The 17,777-nt window shown below is 44.6% G+C and carries 10 protein-coding genes and 1 tRNA gene; 10 read left to right on the top strand and 1 reads right to left on the bottom strand.

Going from position 1 to position 17,777, the window contains the following annotated elements; translation table 11 throughout:
- Nucleotide 1: 1 nt before the first annotated feature.
- From HGH92_RS23005 to HGH92_RS22965, 9 genes are all read left to right on the top strand, one after another.
- Nucleotides 2-3,457 (top strand): SusC/RagA family TonB-linked outer membrane protein, encoded by a 3,456-nt coding sequence (locus tag HGH92_RS23005; protein WP_168873080.1) that lies wholly within the window; start codon nt 2-4, stop codon nt 3,455-3,457.
- Between the two features lie 21 nt (nt 3,458-3,478).
- Nucleotides 3,479-5,179 (top strand): SusD/RagB family nutrient-binding outer membrane lipoprotein, encoded by a 1,701-nt coding sequence (locus HGH92_RS23000; RefSeq protein WP_168873079.1) that lies wholly within the window; start codon nt 3,479-3,481, stop codon nt 5,177-5,179.
- A gap of 36 nt (nt 5,180-5,215) precedes the next feature.
- Nucleotides 5,216-6,571 (top strand): PhoPQ-activated pathogenicity-related family protein, encoded by a 1,356-nt coding sequence (locus HGH92_RS22995; protein ID WP_168873078.1) that lies wholly within the window; start codon nt 5,216-5,218, stop codon nt 6,569-6,571.
- The gene (locus HGH92_RS22990; RefSeq protein WP_168873077.1) at nt 6,571-8,196 is read left to right on the top strand and encodes a glycerophosphodiester phosphodiesterase family protein; all 1,626 of its coding nucleotides are present in this window, start codon (nt 6,571-6,573) and stop codon (nt 8,194-8,196) included. Before HGH92_RS22995 ends, HGH92_RS22990 begins: the two co-directional genes overlap by 1 nt.
- Nucleotides 8,197-8,288: 92 nt before the next feature.
- Nucleotides 8,289-9,254 (top strand): hypothetical protein, encoded by a 966-nt coding sequence (locus tag HGH92_RS22985; RefSeq protein WP_168873076.1) that lies wholly within the window; start codon nt 8,289-8,291, stop codon nt 9,252-9,254.
- Nucleotides 9,255-9,883: 629 nt separating this feature from the next.
- Nucleotides 9,884-10,504 carry an inclusion body family protein gene (locus HGH92_RS22980; RefSeq protein WP_168873075.1) on the top strand — a complete coding sequence of 207 codons (621 nt, stop codon included), beginning with the start codon at nt 9,884-9,886 and terminating at the stop codon, nt 10,502-10,504.
- Between the two features lie 1,446 nt (nt 10,505-11,950).
- Entirely contained in the window at nt 11,951-12,091 is a 141-nt protein-coding gene (locus HGH92_RS22975; protein ID WP_168873074.1) for a hypothetical protein, read from the top strand.
- 731 nt (nt 12,092-12,822) lie between these two features.
- Complete coding sequence (locus tag HGH92_RS22970; protein WP_168873073.1) at nt 12,823-15,420, top strand: NB-ARC domain-containing protein; 2,598 nt, start codon at nt 12,823-12,825, stop codon at nt 15,418-15,420.
- A 416-nt stretch (nt 15,421-15,836) separates the two neighbouring features.
- Complete coding sequence (locus HGH92_RS22965) at nt 15,837-16,154, top strand: hypothetical protein (protein ID WP_168873072.1); 318 nt, start codon at nt 15,837-15,839, stop codon at nt 16,152-16,154.
- A gap of 375 nt (nt 16,155-16,529) precedes the next feature.
- Here HGH92_RS22965 and HGH92_RS22960 read toward each other — a convergent pair.
- Nucleotides 16,530-16,602, bottom strand: a tRNA-Lys gene (locus tag HGH92_RS22960).
- A 192-nt stretch (nt 16,603-16,794) separates the two neighbouring features.
- On the opposite strand from HGH92_RS22960, the gene HGH92_RS22955 reads away from it, so the two are divergent.
- A complete protein-coding gene (locus HGH92_RS22955) occupies nt 16,795-17,610 on the top strand; it encodes an SDR family oxidoreductase (protein ID WP_168873071.1) in 816 nt (271 codons plus the stop codon).
- Nucleotides 17,611-17,777: the final 167 nt, after the last annotated feature.

The raw sequence follows: 17,777 nt of genomic DNA, 5'->3' as shown, positions 1-17,777 counted from the left end.
TATGCGTGTAAACATCCGACAATCCCGAAAAGATCGTCCCACCAAAACGGTTTGGCTACTGCTGTTGTCGCAGTTATGTGCAGGCGGCCTGTTGGCACAAAATACACATCCTGCTGCCATCGGCATTATCAAAAACGCCAACAGCGAAGTGCTGGCACGGGTAATGGTAAGAGTGGAAAATGCAGACAACCAGGTACTCGCCAATACCCTGACCAATGACAAAGGTATTTTCACTTTCCCAAAGCTGCCTGCCGGCGGACCTTACCGCTTTGTCTTTAACTGTGCCGGTTATACGACAGATACCCTCAAAGGCTATACGATTAATGACTCCAGCAAACTGTCGCTGTCTGTTGTCATGAAAAAAAAAGTAGAAGAGCTGGAGCAGGTACTCGTCACCGCCCTTGGCATTAAAAGAGAGAAGAAAGCATTGGGTTTCTCTGTAGAAGAAGTCGGCGGCAAAGAATTTACCCGCGTCACCCAGGAAAACCTGCTGAATTCCATGTCCGGTAAAGTGGCCGGTGTTACTATCAACTCCACCGGCGGCCCCGGCTCTTCTGTCAGCATGATCATCCGCGGCGCCACCTCCCTCAGCAGCGACAACCAGCCGCTCTTCGTAGTAGACGGCGTGCCATTGGCCAATACCATCAACAACGTCAGCCAGATAGGCCAGGACAACAAGGTGGATTACGGCAATGCTATTTCAGACATCAACCCGGACAACATCGAAAGCGTGACCATCCTGAAAGGCCCCAGCGCTGCCGCATTGTATGGTTCCCGTGCAGGCAACGGCGTAGTGCTCATCACCACCAAAACCGGTAAAAAAGTGAACCGCGCCACTGTCAATGCGTCCGTAAATACCGTATTCGACATACCCTACAAATTCCTGAAATGGCAAACCAAGTTCGGCTCCGGACAGTTCTCCGGCATCCCGGTGTCCCGCAGCGGTAATATGCTCACCAATCCTTTTGGCACTATTATCACGGAAAATGTGGATGGCACCTTCGGCGCCGAGCTGGACATGGGTTATGAAGAAGTACAATGGAACAGCCCCAAAGACCAGAACGGCAAAGCCATCCCCATGCCGCTGGTATCACATAAAAACAACGTAAAGAATTTCGTAAACACCGGCATGACCACCACCACGGCTGTCTCCCTGGCTAACAACAACGACAGGATCGCTTACCGGGTAGGTTACGCCAATATGACCAGCAAAGGCATCATTCCCAATACCGATCTGTTTAAAAATGCGCTCAACCTGAACTCCAGCCTGCAGGCCAATTCCAAACTAAGCTTCAGCACCAATGTGGATTTCAGCCGCACCAATTCCAACAACCGCCCCGCGGGCGACAGAGGCGCCAATCCCCTGCAGGCGGCATACACCATCTCTCCGCACATCGACATACGCGACCTGAAAGACTACTGGATGCCCGGTCAGGAAGGCCTGCAACAACGCACACAGGCCAACGGCGTATTCAACAATCCGTATTTCCTGGCTTATGAAGTAAAGAACGCATTTGTGAGGGACCGCGTGTTCGGTAACATCCGGGCCGACTGGAAAATACTACCCTCCCTTAGCTTCATGGCCCGGTATTCACTGGACACCTACAATGAAAAAAGGGAAACAAAAATCGCCAATAGCTACATTAACAATCCCGGCGGCGCTTATGGCATCATCAACCTCAGCAACTTTGAACGTAATATAGATGTGCTGCTGACGTACAAGAAAGATGTCGGCAACTTCGACTTCTCTGTTTCCGCAGGTGGCAACAAACGCTATCAGACCGGCAAAAACATTATTACCTCCACAAAGGACGGAACCGGTTTAAATACACCAGGCGTATACACTATCCAGAACATAGCCCCGCAAAACCTGAACTATAACAGCACCATGTTCGAGAAAGGAGTTAACAGCATCTATGGCATGCTGAACGTAGGCTATAAAGGCATGGCCTACCTGGATGTAACCGGTCGTACCGACTGGTCCAGCACCCTGCCGAATGCAGCGGCCTATTTCTATCCCGCGGCCTCATTGAGCCTGCTGGTGAATGAAATGGCCCATCTCACCTCCGATGATATCAATCTGATTAAAATAAGGGCCGGCGCCGCACAGGTAGGTAACGACGCCTCCCCCTATCAGTTGCTGGCCACCCTGTATAACGCCGGCGCCTGGGGTAATATTCCCCGCCTGTCCACTTCCGGCAACCTGCTCAATCCGTTCCTGAAACCGGAAATCGCCACTTCCTACGAAGGTGGTGTTGATATCAACCTGTTCAAAAACCGCCTGCGTTTTGCCGCCACGTATTACATGGTGGAAAGTAAAAACCAGATCTTCAGTCCCAAAACAGCGCCATCATCCGGCTTTTCCTCCCGCAACATCAACGCCGGCCTGCTGAGAAGCCGCGGCGTGGAACTCACCGTCGGAGGCACCCCTGTACAACAAAAAAACTGGAGATGGGACGTGAACATGAACTTCACCCGCAACAGGACAAAAATCATTTCACTTCCTGACGACCTGCCTTATTACACCCTCTGGGAAGAAGGAAAAGGCGGCGCATGGACATACGTAGGAGAAGACATCGGCGACATTTATGATGCGCAAATGGTGACCGTTACCGATAAATCATCTCCCTATTACGGCTATCCGCTGCTGGACAATACCGGCAAATGGCAAAGTATAGACGCTACCAACTCCCGTAATAAAATAGGCAACTTCAACCCTAACTTTATCATGGGCCTGCAAACAACGCTGAGCTATAAAAACTTCACCCTCAGCATGACCTTCGACTGGAGAAACGGCGGCGACTTCGTTTCCCAGACCTACCGCTACGGAGAAGAGAAAGGCAACTCACAGCTCTTCCTGGACAAACTCATCAATCCCGGGAATATGAAAGGGCAGGAACTCAGAGACTATCTCGTGAGCCACCAGGACGAACTGATTATCCCCGGTGGCAACAAGTTTCCTTTAGTGGGCGGCCCCACACCGGAATACAATGGTTATGGATTTGCCTATGGCCCGTATGTGCTGCCTTATGGCGGCGTGTTCATTCCCGGTGTAAGAGCCAAAGGGTACGATGCCAATGGTAACCCTACCGGCTATATTGAAAACCTGGGAGGCCAGGGCACCACTACCCTTCCTTACGCAGGCAGTACCGCCTGGTCTTTCACCAGGGCATTCCTGTTCCCGGCTTCTTATCTGAAACTACGGGAGGTATCGCTCTCCTATGAACTGCCCAAACGCCTGCTGTCCGGTGTGAAAGTGCAAAATGCCAGCGTTTCCGTCTACAGCAGAAACATCATCCTGTGGACGGCCGCCAAAATTGGTATTGATCCCGAAAACGCCTATCAGCCTTCTACCACTGTACAGGGCTCCGGCATGCAGTTCATGCAGGGCATTGAAAGATACAATGTCACTCCCTGGTCTATTCCCATGGGCGCTAAACTGAACGTTACTTTTTAAGAGCACCTTTAACGCAGCAACATGAAAACAGTTACCAAATCAATAATACTTTGCCTCGGGTTGTTAGGTACTTCCATGACCTCGTGCAAAAAGGACCTGATGAAACTGAATGAGAACCCCAACGGCTCCAATCCGGCAACGATTAATCCGAATCTCGTCATGTCTACCGTATTAACACAGGCCGGCATTGAAATCGTGACCCTCGGCTACCAGGACATGGCCGGCGTGATGCAACATACCCAGAAAGATGGATGGACCACCACGCACAACGAATACGACTGGGGCGGCAGCAACAGCTGGACCGCCTACTACGACATCCTGCGCAACAACCAGCTGGTATACAACCGCGCCGTGGCCGCACAAAACGAACTACAGCAAGGCGTGGCCCTCGTGATGAAGTCCATGATGTTCGGGTTGATCACTGATCTGTGGGGAGATGCGCCCTACTCACAGGCTTTAAAGGGAGAAGATGGCCCACCCGCCACCACGCCGGTTTACGACCCGCAACAGGATATCTACGCCGGTATACTCGCCGACCTGGAAAAAGCCAATACCCTGCTGTCCAAACCAAAGAGCGCTTATCCTTCCCCGATTGACGCCGTTGACGTGTACTATCAGGGCGACCCTGCAAAGTGGCGTAAAATGGCTAATTCCCTCGCCTTGCGCTATTACATGCGCCTGTCGGAGAAGCTGCCGGCCGTCGCCAAAACAGGTATTGAAAAAATAGCGGGCAATCCCATCCAATATCCCATCATCACCGATGCTGCCGATGATGCCACCATGTCCTTCCCCGGTAACAGCAACGCCGACTCCTGGCCTGCCAACGCCGCGTATGACAGTGACAGCAGCAACTACCGCCGCCTGAAAATGTGCCATACACTTGTCGCCTCGCTGGAGTCACTGCGTGATCCGCGGCTGGGCGTATGGGCCAATAAAGTACAGTGCTTCCTGGTTGTAAACGATAAACTGCCGCCTGGCACCGGCAACGTATACAAAGCCGTAGATACCGTGGTGAACGGCGAAAACAGGAAAGTAAGGTATGTATCTCCCGATGTACTTGCCGCAAAAGGACTGACCCTGAAAGATATCAATCAGGACGTGGACTATGTGGGATTGCCACCGGCCATCCCCGGCCCTGCGGTATACAACCTGAGCCCGGACGCAGCACAGGCATCCCGGAACCCGCACGTGTCCTGGCTCAACGATATCTACAAACAAGCCAAAGGGCCTTTGCTGAAAGCCCGGCTGATCTCCGCAGCTGAGGTACATTTTATCCTCGCAGAAGCGACTGCTGTAAAAGGCTGGGCCGCCGGTGATGCGGAAACACATTACAAGGCCGGTATACAGGCTTCCTTCAGCACCTGGGGCGTAAGCGGTAATCTTTCTGCCTATCTCTCTCAACCTGGTGTGAAATTCAACAACACACAGGAACAGATCATTACGCAGAAATGGATCGCCAGCTGGACCGCCGCCACAGAAGCCTGGGCCGACTATAAACGTACCGGCTATCCCAACCTGCATGCCGGACCTTATGCAAAAGCACCGGTGTTGCCGGTACGGCTGTATTACATGCTGGAAGAAAGAAACCTGAATAAAACCAATGTGACCGAGGCCATGAAAAGGCTGGAAGTAACCTCCCAGTCCGCTTCCGGCGCCAACGGTCCACAGAACAGCCCCTGGTCCAAACCATGGATCATCCAGGGCACCGGCAAACCATGGTAAACATTTTTTATCTTACTTAAAATCATTCCTCCGCATATGAAACAACGATTTTTGAAAACAACCACCCTGTTATTTGTCCACCTGTTTTTCGCGGCAGCAACGTTTGCGCAGCAAACCGTCACTCCGGCCACCGCGCTGAAAAGCTACCTGAACAACGCAGACACCTCCTTCCGTTATGAATTGAAGGATTCTTTCGATATCAAAGACGTAAAATGCTATAGTATTTTACTCACCTCTCAAAAATGGCGGGAATATACCTGGACACACCAACTCGCCATCTTTGTGCCTGCCAACGTCAGCTATGATGGCGCCCTGCTGTTCATCACCGGCGGCTCCGTTAAAAACGGGCAGCCTAACTGGAACGGCCCTACGGATGACCTGTACCAGCAAATAGCGTCCATGGCCACCACCAACAAAGCCATTACCGCCGTGCTCAGACAGACACCTAATCAACCACTCTTTAAAAACCTGACGGAAGATGCCCTGATCTCTTATACCCTCCACCAGTTTAAAGAAGATGGTGATTACACCTGGCCGCTGCTTTTCCCGATGGTGAAAAGCGCCGTACGGGCCATGGACGCCATACAATCTTTCTCCAAAGAAAAGCTGTCGCAAAACGTCAACCGCTTCGTGGTATCCGGCGCCTCCAAACGCGGCTGGACCACCTGGCTCACCGGTGCCAACGACAACCGTGTAGCCGCTATTGCGCCCATGGTGATAGACGTACTGAATATGCCGGTAAGCCTCGATTATCAGATCAAAACGTGGAAAGAATACAGTATTCAGATTGAAGACTACGTAAAACTGGGCATCCCGCAGGCCGCTCACACAGAAGGAGGACAATCCATCAACACCATGATAGATCCTTACTCTTATCGTCAGCTGCTCACCATGCCGAAAATGATTTTCATGGGCACCAACGATGAATACTGGGTAGTAGACAATATTAAAAACTACCTCGACAGCATCCCTGGTAAAAATATGCTCAATTATACGCCCAACGCCGGCCATAACCTGGGTGATAAAAAACATGCCTTCGAAGGCCTCAGCGCTTTCTTCGGCCACACCCTCAGCCAGCAGGCTTATCCTGCCTGCAGCTGGACCACCAGCACCCGCCGCGGAAAGGTAAAGCTCACCGCCAAAGCTACCGCCGACCAACTGGTAGACGTCATCCTGTGGACCGCCAACTCCACCGACCTGGATTTCCGCAATGAGAAATGGTCGTCACAAAGCCTGGGGCTGGCACATCAGTCAACCGTAAAAGTAAACGCCCCACTGCCCGACAGCGGCTACCGGGCATTCTATGTAGACCTTCAATACGTTAATCCCACTGGTGGCACTTATTCAGTAAGTACCCGTGTATTCGTGACCGATACTAAAAAGATCCTGTAATGATAAAACACCTGTTCATTTTTGCCGGCGCCTGCCTGTTGATGCATACCACCTTTGCACAACAGGCAGCACCGCTGCCTGCCACCAAAAATAAATTTGTGGTAGTGGCCCACCGCGGCAACCACGTAGACATGCCGGAAAATACCGTTGCCGCCATTAACGCCACCATTCAATGCGGTGCCGACTACGCAGAGCTGGACCTCCGCACCACCAAAGACGGACAACTGGTACTCATGCACGACGGCACCGTAGACCGCATGACCAACGGCAAAGGAAAAGTGTCCGACCTCACCTGGGCGGACATCCGACAGTTAAAAGTCAATAGTAAAGACGGGAAAGATTACCGCGTGCCCACGTTCGCGGAAGCCTTACGCGCCGCCAAAGGGAAAGTGAATATCTACCTGGATTTCAAAGATGCCGACGTCGCCGAAACCTGGAAACAGATACAGGCCGCCGGGATGGAGCAACAGATCGTAGTCTATCTCAACAGTAAAGAACAATATAAACAGTGGAGAAAAACAGCGCCGCAAATGCCACTGATGACCAGCGTACCGGATGACGTAACCACTCCGGCGCAACTGAATTATCTGCTGGACAACATCGCCATTGCGGTATTGGACAACGTAACAGACAGCGCCATGCTGGCGGTTGCCCGGCAACATGGCGTAGCCGTATGGCTGGACGCACAAACGCCATCGGAAGGACCTGCCACCTGGAACGCTGTGTTAAACAAGGGCGTACAGGGCATGCAGAGCGATCATCCGGAAGCACTGGTCAGCTATCTGAAAAAAAACAACCTCCGCGATGGCAATACCGGCACCGCTTTACCGGCAGTAGCCACCAGCTCCGCGTACATCACCCTGCGCAATGTGCCTTATGGCGACGCCGGAGAAGACAACACCCTGGATGCTTATCTCCCGGAAAACCACCACGCCGGCACTAAAATCATTGTATACCTGCATGGCGGCGGCTGGACCGGCGGCGACAAAAAAGAGTTTCCCAAACAACTCATCGACGAACTGGCCGGCAAACTGCACTATGGCGTTGTGTCCATGAACTATCGCCTGGTCCGGGACCATCAAAACACCTACCCCACCCAACTGGACGATATAAAAAAAGCACTGGCGTTCATCTCCTCCAAATCCGGAAAACTGTCGTTCGATGGCAGCCAGTTTGCCCTGATAGGCGGTAGTGCCGGCGCTTATCTCGCCATGCAGTACGCCTACGCCTGCGACAGTTCACACCAGATAAAAACAGTGGTAGACCTGTGGGGACCAACAGATTTCACCGATAAAAAAACAAGGCAGGAAAATAAAGACGCCGATGAAAAAGTAGCCCGACTGTTGGGCGAACCTGATCCTGCCGCCAAAATCGCCTTTGATGCCAGTCCCTATCATCAGCTCACTAAAGCCAGCGGCGTACCTACTATCCTGTTTCACGGCGGACAAGACCCGCTGGTTGATGTCAGCCAGGCAAAAAAGCTGCATGAAAAACTAACGTCGTTGAATATACCAACGCAATTTGAGTTGTATCCCACAGAAAAACATGGGATGGGATTGACAGCTTCCATGGATGTTTTTGCGAAAGTAATCAGCTGGTTAAAACAATATTATCCCGCCGAATAATTATTTGCGCAGACCTTTCAGCATTTCCGGATCTGCGGCAAAATTCATTATTTTACAGCCTTTATCATCTTAACCCGAAAAATGCCGACCGAATGTTCAATACACTGGTAAGCCTCATGGGATCTGCTATTGATTCCGCAGACATCATCACTTTCCTGGAGCAGCACGGATTTAAATATCCGAAGAAGCCCTATATCTCCAACCGTTCAACAGAAACATCTTACTGGATTGAAAACAAGAAACTGGGAATTGACCTGCTGTTTAATGCGCAGCCTTATCTGGCAGCGTACCCGCTGCTGCAGGGCAACAAAAAAGGCATATTTGTACCGCGCCTGGTAAGTGCAAGATGGTATAACAATAAATCATCGACCACTTTCCCGGACCAGGTAGACTTCAACGCCACTTTTGAATACCTGAACTCCTCCCTTGGCGCCCCTACGCTCAAAAGCAGCGAGATATCACCCATATGGCTAAACGACGACGGCAGCGAAAGTTTCTATCGCTGGCGCATTCCGGCAGACAAACAGCGACACATAAGCTGGGGACCGGAATTCACCGACGAACAAAAAGTTAAAGACATTGTGCTGGGACTGGATTACAGAAATCCATTATTCCACCTGTACAACGAAATGGATTATGGTACCATAGAGCAATTTGTTAAAGAGCAAAACTTTTACAAGACCTCCGTCCTGATGTTCCTGCAATGGGCGCTGGACAGGAAACTTATTGCGGACGCTGGTCATACCGCCGCATTGGACTGGGTGCGAAGCCTGGACAGAGGTTACGTTACGGTAGAAGACTTTACTGCCGAACAGGCGTTTATCAAGGCCTATATTAAAAACCTCAGTGGACATGATATGCTTTACGACCGTGACCTGGCACTTACTTTCCTGAAAGAACCGGCACAGCGGAATAACTATCGGGGCGAAGCAGCGACGGCTGTACTAAACACGATACCATTCGACCAGGAACACCGTGATATTGCTGCTGCTTTGCTGGACAGCCGGCTGAAAGAGTACCAGGAACATAAATTTGCGAAGAGCGGGAAACAGGTATAAAACGCCGTCATTTGTTTCCCGGCTTAATGACAGGCAAAGCGTCATTTGAATCTTCAGGCCTGAAATAATCATTTTCTATAAGCCCTGCAAGGCAACGACCGCGCCAGCTATCAATACTACTTTCATCCATTGATCTACAATATTTTATAGAAAGAATCGATATTATAAAGGGCTTTAATAAGCCCGCTATCCTACTATATCTTCCGGCGCCATTATTTCAATCAAAACAAATCCTGACGGTAATGAATGACTTTTTATAAAAATATTCTCATCGTCAAAACAAAATGATATTTACGCTTGTTAGTAAGTCGGCAGCTATTTATTCGTTAACTCAAAATAACCGTAATCGCATAGGTGTTATACCCTACCCCAAAGCTACTGCAGGAAAAATGGGAAAATACTAAAACAAATACATTTACTGAGCGCAAACATTCATCTGTTATGTTAACGGTTAACTCTTTACCGGTAGCATATTACAGTCGTTTTGTTTATTGATGCTTAATATAAGCAGCGGGGTATGCTATAACCTGTCCATGATTGCCTCTTCCTTTCCAATTACAATTCCTTCAATTAAATGGCGGATACCGAAAAGCCATAACAGAGTAGGTATAAACTAAAAATTCTATTTTATGACTACCGTAAGAACAAGCCCGTTAAAAGGTTCTCTCACAGATCAGAATGAACCTGCCGATATCGAAATTACAATAGTGATTGACACAAACTATGTAATAAAATACTGTGAAGATAACAATCTCGACCCTAGCAAGTCCACACAAGAAAACCCTTATCCGATAGACCATGACAGCGAATACATGGTTTGCACCGGATCACGTGGAATCATCAGTGGCCAGGGCACAGCCGATTTAAGCTTCAAAGCGCATGTAGAGGACACTGTTTCCTTCCGTGCAGTATCTGCTTCCGATAACCAGGATAACGCCGTGATTCTGTATAATATCATCAAGAACACGAATCCGAATATAACACCTAATGATGACGTATTTGACGCATTCCAATATACACCGGTAACAAGAATAGGTGCAGCTGTGCCTAATCCAGACATCAATTCAAATGGATTGCCGGCAAAACAGAAATCAGTTACCTTCTATTCCTATAAAGCAACCGTAGGTATGCCTGGTACTGAAGCATTTATGGTAAATTTTGCGCTGTATACGTTGGACGATTCCGGAAATAATCAAATTCCGTATGGCTATTTCCAATGGGACCCAACTATAACGGTACCCAAAAAATAATCCACATCTGAAACTTCAGTCTGACTAAAAAGCATATACCCGTTATATGCTTTTTAGTCAGACCTATGCAATTGAGCTTCGTGCGGAACATGGTAAATCAGATATTTCGGACGTTTTTATATGTTTCAACGACGTCGTTCGGTGTCAGGTTATTGAGCGAACAAAGGGCGAAAATTGCTTTGCACAATTTATTAGATAGTATCAAATATTCCAGCCATCTTTTCTTCATTCAAACACCTAATAGTAACGACACTCAAGCAACTATTTTCATTTACACCTAAGATACAATTACCAGAAACTGGAAAGTAATTTACAATATCTTCATCCCATACTAAACTTAGGGCATCAGAGCTTTGATATATTTTAATTGGCACTGAGATCTCCAGTTCACTATTATCATCAATAAAACACGCAAAATACTCATCCTTTATCCCCTTCATCGAAATATTATCGGCTTCAATAATTGTATTCTCCTGTATAATTGATATTTACCTCAATATTAGTAAGTGATTTCGATGCACCAGCAGCTCCTTCGCCTTCTGCACTGGTAGCGTTTACAGGCCATCTCTTAAAACAGTATGAGCTGGCCTGTAAACGCTACCATCATAATATTCAGGATAGGTCGTACTACCACCTTCTCCTAAGCCTGCTGCAGCTACCCTTGGATTATTTGATCCGGGTCTGGAGAGAACCAACGTCCTAAACGCTGATCGTAATAACGGGCTTCAAAGTCATACCGGAGCCATCACTAAATTCATTATGTTGCAGTTCCTTACCCTGAAACAATTCTTTGTTGGGTTCTATACGGGACAGAGCATGGCAACTGATGCCATCCATTATCAACCCTCGGGATAGTAGTGTGGGTTCTTCCAATACCGGCCCGTTACTTGCCGCCAGAACAAGATTATCGAAGTAAACATTCTGCGGTGTTTCGTTGCCGGTGTAAACGTACTGGAAGCCACTTTTTTTATGACCATCTTATCGGTACCCAGAGTTTGTAACTGATCTGGCTCTTCCTTTACCTGTTTTACCCCACTATTATCATCAATTAAATTAAACTGATCATCAAACAAAGCATAGTTAAGATAAGCACATCATAAAAGCCTTTAAAGCTGCTTAAATCCTACGATTTAAGCAGCTTTAAAGGCTTTAATTACATAAGAGTATTTCTTTTTACTCTTGTTTGTGATCCCGCTGGGATTACAGAAGTCAGGAAAAGCCTTACACAACTTTATTTAGCCTTACGTTTATTCGCTGATTTTCAACATTTTATAACACCATCCGATTTTTCAAAGCCCTACCTTTATAACGGTTAACAGCATTGAACTCAACTAAAAACTCAACTAAAAATTTTTGAGTATGCTGTTACCAATCAAATTGATCTGCCCAAAGGGCAAAATGCGCAAAGATAGTACTTGTATTATCTTTATCCAATCCGCAAACGGAATGTTGAACGCGCCATTCAATCTTCGCGGGTGGGGCCTGCCTGGAGCAGCGCCACTCCATCTCCGGGTGCAGGTGGCAACGCCGCATGTACCAGCTCCGCAAAAACCGCCGGAAGAGGTTTTCTACTTCCACAAACAGTAACAACTGCTGATTCTGTTGCGGGTGGAAAGAAAAAAATACAGCTATCCCCGCGAAACCAAAGTGCCTTACGAATAAATGTTTTTTTACTAAAGTCCGGCTGTAGCCTACCGTTGCAACAAAATGTGTTCATACGGCGCAGGCCCCGCGGCAGCGATGCCAGGTTAAATCCTCCGCTTTTGTGGTGGCACCCCTCTCTCCAAATAGACGATTACGTAAACTAGCTTTTTCTTTGACGAACAAATTCTTCGCGGATTACTAATCTAATAAGTTGTCAAAATTGGTCTAGATCGGAGAATAATGACATTGGGGACATAACGTTTTCCTTTCTCATACTTCCACTCACACATATTGTTTTCAAATTATCGAGGGATACCTATCCATTCGAAATAATTAAAAGTTTTTAAAAAAACGCGCCCCCTTCAAATTGTAAATCAGCGACCAAACTTTGTAGGGAAAACGCCAAAGCTAGGTTGTACTACAACCTGTTATCCTGCAATTTCTACTAGACAGGAAATTGCAATCTGGTTGTGACATCGAACATCTTGCGGGTTCCAGCTGATTAGGGAACCTTAATTGCTATTTTAACAAAAATCCTTAAATTGACAAAAATAATAATCCATAAAGTACCCTATATTTAAAATAAATGAAATACTCAAAACGATTTATTAAAATGTAAGGGGCTAATAGTAGTTAAATACAAACAATTTATCCTATTTAAATCTCAATTACGTATGGAATATATTCGAAAAAAAATTGAACGTAGGATCGCATTCCTCGAAAATAGCGGCTCCAACTCGGAGCTTAAAATTTATTACCAAGTAAGACTTGAATACCTTCTTATCTATTTCTTAGCTTATTTATGGAATAAAAATATATCTATTCTTAATGATGATGACAGAGAATATATACTCAGAAGAATTCAACAGCCAAGCATAGGTAGCATTTTAGAAATCAATAGAAAGCTTGATATTAATGGGGATTTATTTAAAGATGGAAAAATAAACAATTCAATTTCGAAATATCCAAAAATCAGAAATGAAAAAATAGGACATGGATATGTATTTAATGACGGCATAGAAGATTATTTGAAGGCTTTAAAAGAGATTTACGACGTAGTAGTATCCTCCAATATTGAGTTAATTAAACAAGATTTCGATATTATTTATGTAGAAAAGTTGGAGAATAGTTTCTACAGAGGAATATCCTACAAACCTGATGGCACCGAATATTACCCCTGGAGTTGCTCAATAAAAACAGCTAATCTAAAAGTAAATAACCTTTATTTACAAAACTCGGAAAACCAATATTATAGACTTTCACCCTTCATAGAACTTCTCAACGTTGATGATATATATATATTCGCGTCCATTCAAGAACCTTTATTGGGTAAAGTAAAATATAACAAAATTTTCCAAACAGGATTGCATACAAAAGATTGGAGTGATTTTGTGGAAGCTGAGATCGTCAACGATGGTAAAAAAAGAAAAAGTCCAAATGGAACAATCTTAAATGTTTATAAGAATAATTACACCAATTATATTGACATAGGCATTAAAAAGAGAATTCTTGATTTTCTTATAAAAACTAACCATTCCGTAAGCGCGACAATGTGGGGCCATGGTGGCGTAGGCAAAACAGCTACGATACAAAATGTTTGCGAGGAATTATCTAAGGGCTTTGAAAAAAAATTCGACTACATTATTTTCTTAAGCGCTAAAGACAGGTTTTATAACTACCACACAGGAAAAATTCAGGAATTATTTGAATCGGTCTCGACTCTTAGAGAAATAATTAACAAATTAAATAAAATTATATTTGACATAGATAGCTCTGATACTGAAGCAATAGAGAAATATCAGGGAAAGATATTATTGATAATTGATGACTATGAAACTTTTGCTGAAGAGGAAAAGGCAAAAATGACTGAATTTATCAGAAAGCTTAATCCCATCAACCATAAAATTATTGTTACTACAAGAGCCGATTTGAAAATTGGAGATGAGATTGAAACGAACGAATTGAACCAGGAAAAAACCTTGGATTTTTTCCTGAAAATTCTGGAAAATGACTTTTCTGATGTTCCTATGGAAGCTTTCAAACAAAAAATGAAAAATCCGAACAATAGCCAAAGACTCCATTTTATTACAGGAGGAAGACCACTATTTATTTTTCAATTTGCACATATTTTAGTGCAAAATGGGAAAATTGAAGATTCTCTATCCAAGGACATAAAGGATTCTGCCGAAGCAATTGATTTTTTATATGGCCGCATTTACAACTATCTGAGCAAAACGGCACAGGAAATTTTTGTTGCTATAAGCTTATTAGTAACAACTAAAGACCTTAGTAACCTGGTTAATAAGTTGAAGTTTATTGTTGGACTTGAAAATGAAGAGCAAAAATTCGATTCTGGGATTCAGGAGCTTGTGAAACTTAGAATAGTCGAAGTAAAAGAGAATGACTTTTTCAATGTCTATTCTAAAGAAATATTACAAAAAATGAATGATTACTTTAATTTTCAGGAAGAATCATTCAAAAATAAGTACAAACGCAAAACACAGCTAATTTCCAAAGATAAAAAGCTAGATACAGAACTGGCATTACTACAAAGCGCAGACACTAATAGGCTTACAAAAAATGAAGAAGAAGTAATCAGCTCATATAGATTTATTATAAACAGAGCAAATTCTCCACTCGATATAAAGCTACAGGCAGTACTAAATCTATCTTCCTACCTAGTAATTGATAGAGGCAAAAAAGAATCCGCTGTTAATGTGCTTGAGGAAGTATTCCATCTTTTTTCCAAAGATGGGAAATTCATGAAAATGTATGCTGCATATAATTGGGCTCTGGCATCCGATACCAATAAAGAGAAAGCAATTGACGCCCTACTTGACTTTTGTGCATTGAACAGAAACTTGAACAATGATATAAACTTAGAATTACATGGACTTCTCTTAACCTACAGGTCCATATATTACATTAACAAAAAAGATGATTTAAAAGAGGATTTAAAATACAATGAAATCAGCCAGATTGATTTTTCAAAGCGGAACCAAGTAATAAAGGATCAATTCTATAATATTTGGAAACATATGGGACATCTATTTTACGATCATATCAAAAGAATAAACGTCGATAAAATTAGTTCTGGCTCTAGGCAAAACGCAATCACTGGATTATATCAATCCTCTGAAATCTTAATTAGGCTGTCGAATTATAATAAGGCAAAAGAAATTTGTGAATTTGTTATAAAGAAATTTCCTTCGAATTTCCACTCCATATTTCATAGCAAATTGAAAAAAATAAATTCTTTCAAAAAGTACTAATTCTGCTAACCTCAAGACTATGCAACCTATAAAATTGGAGCTCAAAATGAATTTGGATACTATATGTTCGCATAATTGTTTGCAATTAGAGAATGATTTTTAAATGTAACATTAAGAATTTTACCGCCGGTGAAAAGAAAAATACACCTGCCTCTTGGAAGAACAAAAGCACCTTATGAACAAGTGTTTTTACAACGATAGGCTATTGCCATTTTAATTACACCACCAATCAATCTGACAATCCTAAATGGAGAGATTTATAACCGTCCAAATATTTTATCACATCATGAATTAAATAGGCAAATCGGGACTTGCCATCTAATGTTGGAGAAAGCGGAAAAGCAACATAAAATAATAGAGTACGCAACAGGTTTAGCCGAAAACTGTATAGAGTAGGCAAATGTAAAATAAAATATATGGCAGAAAAAAACGGCTGGTGGATTTCTGTAAACACAGGAAAGACTCAAGCTTCCCAAATTACTTTCCAAATTGGTACTGACAGCGATGATAGAAAATTTTGGAAAACTTGGAATTCAGGAGACCCCAATGAATTTGATGTACCAATAGAATACCGAAACGTTTCGGATTTATACATACATGCATCAGTTAGTCCGAATGGCAAAAATGGTTGGTTTTGTATGAAATACAAAACCAAGGGAGTAAAACATTTTGACTTCGATGATGATGAGGATCATAAAAAAAATCAGAATGATGATGATGATGAATGCAACTAGAATTGAAAGGATAGAAAGTATTGATTGCTTTCTATCCTTATTACTAAACGTATTGGAATAACATATCAAACTAGACCTCAATATCCATTGATAAAAAAGTTATTACCCAATAAATAGTTTAGATTATTAGCACCTTAAGGCAAGGCCCATTATTTTTACATTCAAAAACGCCAAGGTACCTTGATGTTATCGTCTAATATAAAAAACGAAGCAGGTTACAATAATATCTTGTTTAATATTTCGTATCTTAGTAAAAGCTGATTAACCTGTATAAAGTACGGGAAAGAAATCGGGGTTATACAAAAGGAACTCAACTAACCACTCCAACTAAAAAAACAAAACCCCGCGACTAGCGCGAGGTTTATAAGTTGTCTGTGATCCCGCTGGGACTCGAACCCAGGGCCCATACATTAAAAGTGTATTGCTCTACCAACTGAGCTACGGAATCATTCCCTTTTCTGAAGGGAGTGCAAAAATAGGAATAATTTATTTTTAAACAAGTTTTTGTCAAAAAAATTCTGAAGATCCCCACCAATAAGGCTTATAAGCCAATAACAGCAGTACAAATATGTATCACACCTATAATAAAATGCTGTTACTATGAACTTCTCGCCTATTTTTGCAGTGCAAAAATATACCCATGAAAACTTTCTTTCAGAACAAGACAGTGGTTATTACCGGCGGATCGTCGGGGATTGGCAGGGCCATGGTGGTGGAGATGCTGCAACACGGCGCTAACGTGGCGGTATGCGGCCGCAAGCTGCCGGCGCTGGAAGCGCTGCGCAATGAGCTGAATAATCCGAAGGGGCTGTTCATCTTTGTTGCGGACGTGAGTAAAGAAGACGATTGTAAGGCATTCATTGAAGCGGTGAATAAACAGTTCGGCGGTATTGACGTGTTGATCAACAACGCAGGTATTTCCATGCGGGCGCTGTTCCGTGATCTGGATTTGAGTGTGCTGAAGTCGCTGATGGATATCAATTTCTGGGGGACTGTTTATTGCACCAAGTATGCGTTGCCGGCTATCCTGGCGTCGAAGGGCACTGTCGTGGGAGTTTCTTCTATCGCGGGATATAGAGGCCTTCCGGGGCGGACCGGCTACTCCGCTTCCAAATTCGCAATGCAGGGTTTCCTCGAGGCATTGAGGACCGAGAATCTGCATACAGGCGTCAACGTGATGTGGGTATGCCCTGGCTTCACGTCGTCGAATATACGGAATACGGCGCTGGACCCGCAGGGACAGGCACAGAGTGAAACGCCGCTCGACGAGGACAAACTCATGAGCGCTGAAGCCGTGGCAACAGCCATCGCCAAAGCTATCGCTAAGCGCAAACGCACGCTGGTACTGACAGGACAGGGCAAACTCACCGTATTCCTCAGCAGGGTGATACCCGGCATGCTGGACAAACTCGTTTATAACCACTTTAAGAAAGAACCCAATTCCCCTTTACAGTAAAAATCAAATTTTCTGCTTAAAATAGGCGCCATCGGTATTTTTACCTTTATTTGCAATGAGATTGCATTTAAAACCCCATGGCATCTTTTTTGGAAGGAAAGCGGACATTTAATTATGCCATTCAGATGTGATACCGGTAACTGTTAGCAAGGAAGGGCGTTGAAATG

The sequence above is a fragment of the Chitinophaga varians genome, from assembly GCF_012641275.1.
GTDB lineage: Bacteria > Bacteroidota > Bacteroidia > Chitinophagales > Chitinophagaceae > Chitinophaga > Chitinophaga varians_A.
This window is presented reverse-complemented; position numbering and strand designations above follow the sequence as displayed.